8 protein-coding genes are annotated in these 9332 nt (G+C 34.8%); 7 read left to right on the top strand and 1 reads right to left on the bottom strand.

All coding sequences use genetic code 11. The features are described from left to right. Window positions 1–244: 244 nt before the first annotated feature. Together dapF and ADJ83_RS20135 are read left to right on the top strand one after the other, a co-directional pair. On the top strand, window positions 245–1231 hold the full coding sequence (dapF, locus tag ADJ83_RS20140; protein ID WP_031535954.1) for a diaminopimelate epimerase: 987 nt from the start codon (window positions 245–247) through the stop codon (window positions 1229–1231). Window positions 1232–1739: 508 nt separating this feature from the next. Next, the gene (locus tag ADJ83_RS20135) at window positions 1740–2669 is read left to right on the top strand and encodes an RNA ligase family protein (RefSeq protein ID WP_031535952.1); all 930 of its coding nucleotides are present in this window, start codon (window positions 1740–1742) and stop codon (window positions 2667–2669) included. Between the two features lie 5 nt (window positions 2670–2674). Here ADJ83_RS20135 and ligD read toward each other — a convergent pair whose 3' ends face one another. Continuing rightward, a complete protein-coding gene (gene ligD, locus ADJ83_RS20130) occupies window positions 2675–3886 on the bottom strand; it encodes a DNA ligase D (protein WP_035416071.1) in 1212 nt (403 codons plus the stop codon). A gap of 181 nt (window positions 3887–4067) precedes the next feature. Here ligD and ADJ83_RS20125 point away from each other — a divergent pair, with 181 nt between their 5' ends. The 5 genes from ADJ83_RS20125 (at window position 4068) to glpK (ending at window position 9100) form a co-directional block, all read left to right on the top strand. Next, the gene (locus ADJ83_RS20125; RefSeq protein WP_031535948.1) at window positions 4068–4901 is read left to right on the top strand and encodes a Ku protein; all 834 of its coding nucleotides are present in this window, start codon (window positions 4068–4070) and stop codon (window positions 4899–4901) included. A gap of 62 nt (window positions 4902–4963) precedes the next feature. Continuing rightward, window positions 4964–5611, top strand: a complete 648-nt coding sequence (locus ADJ83_RS20120) for a phosphatase PAP2 family protein (protein WP_031535946.1) — start codon at window positions 4964–4966, stop codon at window positions 5609–5611. Between the two features lie 301 nt (window positions 5612–5912). Then, window positions 5913–6455, top strand: coding sequence for a glycerol-3-phosphate responsive antiterminator (locus ADJ83_RS20115; RefSeq protein ID WP_031535944.1), 543 nt, complete (start codon window positions 5913–5915; stop codon window positions 6453–6455). Window positions 6456–6763: 308 nt separating this feature from the next. After that, the gene (locus tag ADJ83_RS20110; protein ID WP_031535942.1) at window positions 6764–7582 is read left to right on the top strand and encodes an MIP/aquaporin family protein; all 819 of its coding nucleotides are present in this window, start codon (window positions 6764–6766) and stop codon (window positions 7580–7582) included. A gap of 27 nt (window positions 7583–7609) precedes the next feature. Further along, the gene (glpK, locus tag ADJ83_RS20105) at window positions 7610–9100 is read left to right on the top strand and encodes a glycerol kinase GlpK (RefSeq protein ID WP_031535940.1); all 1491 of its coding nucleotides are present in this window, start codon (window positions 7610–7612) and stop codon (window positions 9098–9100) included. The last annotated feature ends 232 nt before the right edge of the window (window positions 9101–9332 follow it).

Raw genomic sequence — 9332 nt, 5'->3', positions numbered from 1 at the left:
GCGCAATGGAACGACTTAGTTTTTATACTTGACTATATTTAAAATCATAGATAATCATCATGAGATAGTAGCTTTATTTAAGAGCTAAATTAGAGAGTATTTGTCTTTAAAGGTTGGTTATTTAGTTTTGTCCCAGCCTCTTTTGTTATTTTCTGTTCTCTTTTACTAATAAGAATTAATTGCAGGTTAAATGCAGGAACGGTAAAATGGAAGAAGATTGATATCAGCTTGGAGGAATAGGGAAATGAATATAAAAATTACAAAATGTCATGGAAGTGGAAATGATTTTTTAATTATAGATGAGATATCAGATGATTATCAGTTTTCTGAAGAAGAAAGAGCGACGTTAGCTAAAGCGCTCTGTAATAGAGAGTCTTCCTTGGGAGCTGACGGAATTCTTTATGTAATGTCAAGTCAAGTAGCCGATGCAAGAATGAGAGTATTTAATGCAGATGGTTCGGAAGCGTCTATGTGCGGAAATGGTATTCGTTGTGTTGCCCGTTATGTTTGTGAATTGCTTAAAGTAGAAGAGGCTGTAATTGAAACGATGAAAGCTAATCTGGAAGTGAAAAATGAAGAGGATATTTATCCAAACATTCCAACTTATTTGGTAGAAATATCTCCAGTTTCCTTTAAGACAGAAGATCTTCCATTACAATTAGAATCAGATACACTACTGAATGAGAAGATTCCAGGACTGCATGAAGATTTGTTATTTACTGCGTTAGCAGTACCAAACCCACATTTAATTACGTTAGTGAATAAAGAGGTACTGGATTCTGAAGTACAGGAAACTTTAAGTAAATATGTGAATGGGTCAAATGAATACTTTCCAGACGGAGTTAATGTTAGCTTTGTATCGATTTTAGATAAAGGTAGTATCTATGTTCGTACTTATGAACGAGGAGTTGGTTTTACTAATGCATGCGGTACAGCGATGAGCGCATCTACCCTCGTTACGATATTAAATGGATTTAATGAAGAAAATACTTATGTTGATGTGTATAATAATGGCGGGAAAGTTCGCTGTATTGTTCACCATCAAAATGGACAATACCGCATAGATTTAATTGGAAATGCTAGTTATGTATATCGTGCAGAAGTAGCTTTAGAGTGGGATACGATTGAAAATTTTAATGTTAAGAATAAGATTTATTTTGAGGATGAAGCTATCCAATATAATAAACTACAAACAGAAGCACAAAATTATGTAGAGGCTCATTTAAAGTAAGTATAATAATAGTTCTTTCCAAATGGATAGGATGAAAAGGTAAGCTATATTTACTAAGATGAAACGATATATCATCAGAGTGAGTAGGTTGCAGGTAATTGTAATTGAAATGGCTATTTTAAAAGTATAAAGAGATTGGGACATAAGCATTTCAATCAACAATAAACACGAACGTTTTATGTAATTTAATTACACAAAGGTTCGTGTTTATTGGTTTAGAACAAGTTTAAAAAACGACTTAGTTTTTACACTTAACTACATTTGTATCATAGATAACCATCATGAGAAAGTAGCTTATATAAGAGCTAAATTAGAGATTGTTCGTCTTTAAAGATTAGTTATTTAGTTTTGACACAGCCTCATGGCTTATGTCCCAAGTCTTTTCGTCTAAAAAAGTATTAAACAGTTTATTGCTAAGTTAAATTCTGAAAGATAATGGGATGTGTTGGAATAATACTGTATATTATTTTTCTATTTGCAAATGGTAAGGATAAAAAGGATATCTACTATGAAGCCAATAAAGCCATTTGAACCAATCTTAACAGATGTAATTCCTCAAGGTGATCAGTGGGTTGCCCAAGTGAAGTGGGATGGAACAAGGATACTCACCTATTATGATGGAGATAAAACCCAATTGTTTAATAGAAAGAAAAACGAAAGAACCAAACAATATCCAGAGCTCTTACGCCCAAATACGTTTATACAGGCTGAAAATTGCATTTTGGACGGAGAAATAATCGCTTTACAGAATGGCAAGCCGTCTTTTTATGAAGTAATGAAGCGTGATCGAATACGAAATATGGATAGAGTAAGCCAATTGCAGCAGGAAATTCCCATTACCTATATGATTTTTGATATCCTTTATGTTAATGACCATTGGTTATTAGAGAAGCCTCTACGTGAAAGACAACAAATACTACGAGAAAGAATTACTGAGAATGAAGTGATTCGCCTAGTGGAAAGCTTTTCCGATACAGAAGGTTTATTTAACGTATGCATGGAGCATCAGCTCGAAGGAATTGTTTGTAAAGATCTCGATAGTCCATATTTACTTGAAGGAAAAGATTCAAGATGGAGAAAGAGAAAAAAAGAGCAGGATTTAATCGCAGTAGTAGGCGGGGTTACGTTGAAGAATAAGACTGTCCATTCCCTACATCTTGGGCAGTTTAATAAGGACGGCCAATTATTTTATATTGGAAGTGCTGGTTCTGGAAAATTAACGGCAAAAGACTGGGTTGCTGTTACAAATGCTATTGAACCAATTATTATCAAAGAGAATCCGTTTATTAACCAAGTTGAAGTTAAGGGAAGTGTTTGGCTGAGGCCAGCTCTTACTGTGAAAATCACCTTTTTAGAGTGGACAGAGGGTAGAACCTTAAGACATCCAGTAATTGAATCCTTTGTAACCGTCCCTATAGAAGAGTGCCTAATGGAATGAGCCTCTTACAGGAATCCCTGTTTATTTTTAATTTGTGTTAATATATCCAGCACTTGACGGAACGGCTGTCTTTTTTTGGCTTCAAAATAAGTAGAAAATGGATTTATTCCTTTTTCTAATCTCTCAAGGACAGTTTTCATCGGAAACTGACTTGGATGGAGGGTGTTTGTAAGTTCCTTCCATTCAATTGGACATGCAACATATCCACCTCTGTTACCACGGATAGAGTATGGAGCGATTATCGTTTTGCCCTCGCTGTGCTGGATATAGTCAATATATAATCGATTATTTCTGTTTTTTTTCAGTCTTTCAATGGTGAATTGTTCTGGATTCTTTTCTATCATAAAATGTGCGATAAATTCAGTAAAAATCCGCACTTCATCGTATGAAAAAGTTTTTTCGGGAAGTGGCAAATAAATTTGTATGCCTTTGTTTCCTGAGATTTTTAAAAAGGCTTGTAATTGCAATCTATTCAGAATTTCATGCAGAACTTTAGCTGCTTCAATGGCCATATGAAAATGATCATTTGAAGGAGGATCTAAATCAAATACAATTTCAGAAGGCATTCCATTGGAGTGGATGGTTTCGAATGGGATATGATATTCAAAAGCTAATTGATTTCCTAACCACATTAGGGTTTCTTGATTATTACATAAAATATATTCAATATCTTCTTTTACATATGTTTCTACAAAAGAAGGAGCATAATCTGGGCATTGTTTTTGATAGAATGATTCTCCAAATAGACCATGTGGAAAGCGAATGGTTGTCAGCAAACGGTTATGCAAAAAAGGAAGGAAATAGGGACTTACCTCTTTTAAATATAAAAGATAATTAAGTTTAGTAATATTAGTATCGGGAAAAAGTGGTTTGTCAGGGTGAGTAATAGTAGTGCGATCTGTTATAAGTTGTTCCAATTTGCAATCGCGCCAATTATGTTTATATAAAAATTTTGAGAAAGTAGGATTGATTATTTCATCATGTACAAATGAAGAGAAATGTAATTCTACACAAATTCCTGGATCCATATAATAAAAATCATCCTCTTCTTTTTTGTAATGTTCCTTTATAATGCCTAACAAGGCGATTTTCTCCTCCTCCTTTAACCCTTTCTTAAATCTCCCAACGGTTATTATTTCCTTATTTAAACAAACGCTCACACCAAATGTATCTGATTTTTTATGATAATAATGTATAAAAAATGCTGCTTTAGGCATAAGTAATCCTCCTGATAATCATTCGATAATAGTAGTATATCCAATTGATATGGGTATGTATGAATGATGTGCACTACCAATAATTAAATAGTATGAAAAAGACATGGAAACACAATGTATTAATAGAATCAAAAAGTAAAATTTTTGGGAAAGTAATTTAAATGAGAATGGAGATTATACGATGCACACGATGTGGAAAGGAAATATAAGTTTTGGACTAGTGAGTATACCGATTAAGATGCATTCTGCAATTGAGGATAAAGATATAAAGTTAAGAACACTTCATAAAGCGTGTCATGCTCCTATTAAATATGAAAAGAAATGCTCTGCCTGTGAAAAAGAAGTAGCTCCAGAAGAAATTGTGAAGGCGTATGAGTATGCAAAAGGAAAATATGTAGTCCTCGATGATGATGACTTAGAAAATCTACGCAAAGAGAACGAGGATAAAGCGGTAGAGATTATTGATTTTGTGAAAATGGAAGAAATTGATCCGATTTATTTTGAAAAATGTTATTATATGTCTTCAGGTGAGGGCGGAAATAAGGCATATGCTTTATTAAGACAAGCTTTGCTTGAAACAGGAAAAGTAGGAATTGCTAAGATTATTATTCGCTCTAAGGAGCAATTAGCTATTATTCGAGTGTATGAAAATACACTTGTGATGGAGACGATACATTTTCCAGATGAAGTTCGCAATGTAGAAGATGTACCAAATGTACCTGAAGCCAGTCAAATAGAGAAAAAAGAATTAGAAACAGCCATTTTATTAATAGATCAATTAACAACAGAGTTTACACCAGAAAAATACACGGATGAGTACAGAACAGCTCTTCTTCAATTAATTGAAGCAAAAAAAGCTGGAGCAGAAGTAGTTACAGGTACAGAAAAGCAACCGAAATCGAATGTCATGGATCTGATGGCGGCTCTTCAAGCTTCTATTGATAATACAAAGCCTAAGAAAACAGAAGAAAAGAAGAAGAAGACAACGAGAAAGAAAGTCGCAAAAGAAGCTTAAAATTTAAATAGGTGCTATGCTTGTATGGACAAGCTAGCACCGAAAAATAGCGAGGGATAATTTTGGAAAGAAATATAACATTAAAGTATATAATCCTGATGATTGCTATAATCGTAACTTTTAGTACGGTATTTTATTTAATAGCAAACCTAGTTACCAGTTTGGATATCATTACTTTTGACGATATGATCATCGATTTTATCCAGTCATTCATTTCCGATGATTTAACAATATGGGTGGAACGGGTGACATTTTTTGGATCGGTATCATTTATCACAATTGCTTTACTATTCATTACAGCTCTTTTGCTATGGAGAAAAAAATATGCTTTAGCCACCTTTTTTGTTTTGACAAATGGTATTGGCGCACTATTAAATAAACTGCTTAAATGGTTTTTTAAAAGAGAGCGTCCAGATATTTTGCCTGTTATAATAGAGAAAGGCTATAGTTTCCCAAGTGGACATTCAATGGGCTCTCTTATATTCTTTGGTTCATGTGCATATCTATGTATACATATTGTGAAATCGACTGGACATAAAATAATTGCATATGTGGTTGCTTGCCTATTTATCATTCTAATTGGTATAAGCAGAATATATTTAGGAGTTCATTATCCGACAGATGTTGTCGGCGGATATTCAATAGGAATAGCCTATTCAGCCGTTTGTATTTTAGCTTTTCGGCTATATGAATTTAAATCTAGACTGTAGCCAAACGCCTGGATTGTAGAAATAAGGTTTGTCTATAGATATTTATTAGGTCCTTAGGATTGGAATGTTGCTTTCCGTTTTTGGGGTTTGCCTTCCTCAGTAGGGCTCGCGCTAATCCCAAATGAGTCTCACCTCTTACACTAAAAGCGACGCATAAAAATTCTATTTAACTTTTTTAAAATCATTTTTTTGACAAACTGAATTGAAACGGTAATTTTTTACTAAAGAAAGCTGTTAATAAAGAGGAGAGCGTATACAAGGTATAGTAATTTTGCAATAAAGTGAATTATGGGGGATAAAAATGAATCAGCATATCATACCTGCATCATCAAATATGAAGGAATTTGAAGCTTTTCTAAAAAGTGATTATGAAATTGGCGTGTTCTTAGAAGTACATATTTCTCAATTAAAGCACATTAGCCAACTGGCAAAAAAGGCTAATAAGAAAATGATTTACCATGTGGATCTAATTCAAGGATTAAAAAGTGATGATTTTGGTACAGAGTTTATCTGTCAAGAGTTTAAGCCATATGGAGTAATATCTACAAAATCATCCGTTATTTTAAAAGCAAAACAGAAAAATGTCATTGCTATACAAAGGGTCTTCTTACTCGATAGCCATGCGATAGCGAAAAGTGTTAAATTGGTGAAAAGAACATATCCAGATTATATTGAAGTTCTTCCAGGCGTGATGCCTTGGATGATTAAGGAATTAAAAGATAGTTTGAATGTACCGATACTCGCTGGTGGTTTGATTCGCACAAAAGAAGATGTTAAAAAAGCAATTGATGCTGGGGCTACAAGTATTACGACATCGAAGCGTGAATTATGGGAAGAGAGATAATGTACACTTAATTAATAATTACTATTTTTATAGTGGAAATATCAAAAAATAATTGACAGTCTACTGGTAAGCGTTTACAATAGATTTACAAGTTAATTTAATGTGTAGGAGAAAAGGAGATGCACGCAGGTAGCCATAATTTATTTATTGGCGATATTCTGTTGTGCTCTCCTTTTTTGCGCATTTTTTAACCAATTACACTCTGTGATTTGAATCGAAAAGACAGGTTGATAAGTATTAACGAAGATGTAAAAAATGTATTTAGCATCGAATTAAAACAGAGTGAAAAAAGGATAAGGGGGATTCGAATGTCTGCGTTTATGGGAGAAGTTATTGGAACACTTATTCTGATTGTATTTGGTGGCGGGGTCGTAGCAGGTGGTAACTTAAAAAAGGCGTACTCAAATGGCGGTGGTTGGATTGTCGTTACGATTGCATGGGGATTAGCTGTAGCAATGGGCGTATTTGCTGTAGGAAGCATTAGTGGTGCACATCTAAATCCTGCAGTGACAATTGCTCTAGCAATAACTGGGGACTTTCCATGGAATCAAGTAGGGCCTTACATATTAGCGCAAATGATTGGTGCGTTTTTAGGAGCCTGTATTGTTTATTTACACTATCTCCCACATTGGGAAGCAACAAAGGATCCTGGTGCAAAATTAGCAGTGTTTTCAACTGGACCTGCGATTCCACATACTTTTTCCAATATATTAAGTGAGTTGATTGGAACGTTTATGTTAGTGCTAGGATTGTTATTCATTGGTGCAAATAGTTTTACAGAAGGTCTCAACCCAATAGCTGTAGGTTTGTTGATTGTTGTAATTGGTATGTCATTAGGAGGAACAACAGGATATGCCATTAATCCTGCCCGTGACCTTGGTCCAAGAATTGCTCATTTTGTACTGCCGATAGCAGGTAAAGGCTCATCGAATTTCGGATATGCATGGATACCTGTAGTTGGACCGATTCTCGGTGGTTCTTTAGCTGCAATTATGTATACTTATCTTTTTAAAGGTATTATCTTATCCAGTTTCTGGGTAGTGTTAGCCATAAATGCAGTTGTTTTAATGCTTGCATTTTTTATGACAAAAGGGGAAAGTAAGAGTATTAGAAAAAAAGTAGCGTGAATATTTACTAACTGGGGAGGAATGAACATGGAAAAATATATTTTATCATTAGATCAAGGTACAACAAGCTCTAGAGCGATTATTTTTAATAAAAAGGGAGAAATTGTGCATGTTGCGCAAAAAGAATTTACACAAATTTTTCCAAAGCCAGGCTGGGTGGAACATAATGCTAATGAAATCTGGGGTTCCATTCTGGCTGTAATTGCAACCGTTTTATCAGAATCAGATATTAAGCCAGAACAAATTGAAGGAATCGGGATAACAAATCAGCGTGAAATAGCGGTTGTGTGGGATAAGAAATCTGGGGTTCCTGTATACAACGCAATCGTCTGGCAATCAAGACAAACAAATGACATTTGTGAAGAATTAAAAGCACAGGGGTATAATCAATTATTCCGAGATAAAACAGGATTATTGATTGATGCGTATTTTGCAGGTACAAAAGTTAAATGGATTTTAGATCATGTAGATGGGGCAAGAGAAAAAGCAGAAAATGGTGATTTGTTATTTGGGACGATTGATACATGGCTTATTTGGAAGTTGTCTGGTGGAGAAGCACATGTAACAGATTATACAAATGCATCCCGTACATTAATGTTTAATATTTATGATTTAAAATGGGATCAGGAATTATTAGATATTTTAACAGTTCCTAAATCGATGCTTCCTGAAGTAAAGGCTTCTTCTGAAATATACGCATATACAGTTGAAGGACATTTCTTTGGTAACAGAATTCCGATTGCGGGAGTTGCTGGAGATCAGCAGGCTGCATTATTTGGGCAGGCGTGCTTTGAAGCTGGAATGGCAAAAAATACGTATGGAACAGGCTGTTTTATGCTCATGAATACAGGAGAAAAGGCAGTCAAATCAGATCATGGACTATTAACAACCATTGCATGGGGGATAGATGGAAAAGTGCATTATGCGCTAGAAGGGAGCATTTTTGTTGCTGGATCTGCCATTCAATGGTTACGAGATGGATTAAGAATGCTAAAAGATGCGAAGGATAGTGAAGCATATGCAAGCAGAGTGGATTCAACCGATGGAGTGTATTTAGTACCAGCATTTGTAGGACTTGGTACACCGTATTGGGATAGTGATGTAAGGGGTGCGATGTTCGGCGTAACGAGAGGAACAACAAAGGAACATTTTATTCGTGCAACATTAGAGTCACTTGCCTATCAAACAAGAGACGTACTTTCTGCAATGGAAGCAGATTCGAATATTCAAGTAAAAACATTACGTGCAGACGGGGGAGCAGTTCGAAACAATTTCCTCATGCAATTCCAAGGAGATATACTGAATGTTCCTGTAGAACGACCAGTTGTAAATGAAACAACTGCATTAGGTGCTGCTTATCTTGCTGGATTAGCTGTTGGATACTGGAAAGATCAAAGTGAAATTGCAGAACAATGGAGTTTGGATCGTTCCTTTGAACCAAAAATGGAAGAAGATAGAAGAGAAGAATTGTATCTTGGCTGGAAGAAAGCAGTCAAAGCAACGATGGCTTTTAAATAAGAAAACATTATAAAAATAATATAAATACTATGAATATAAAGAAAAATATGTTATAATATACACAAGTTAATAATTTTTGTCTGGAGAATTGGAGAGACCACAAGCCATTGTCATCATAATGATAATGTAGCTTTGTGGTCTCTTTTTGTTTCCTAAAAAACTACTTACGACTCAATTATCTCATTTGTTACAGCAGGAAAATATTTAACCAACATGGTTTTCACTTAAAGGG

It is taken from the genome of Bacillus sp. 522_BSPC, from assembly GCF_001076885.1.
GTDB lineage: Bacteria > Bacillota > Bacilli > Bacillales > Cytobacillaceae > Niallia > Niallia hominis.
This window is presented reverse-complemented; position numbering and strand designations above follow the sequence as displayed.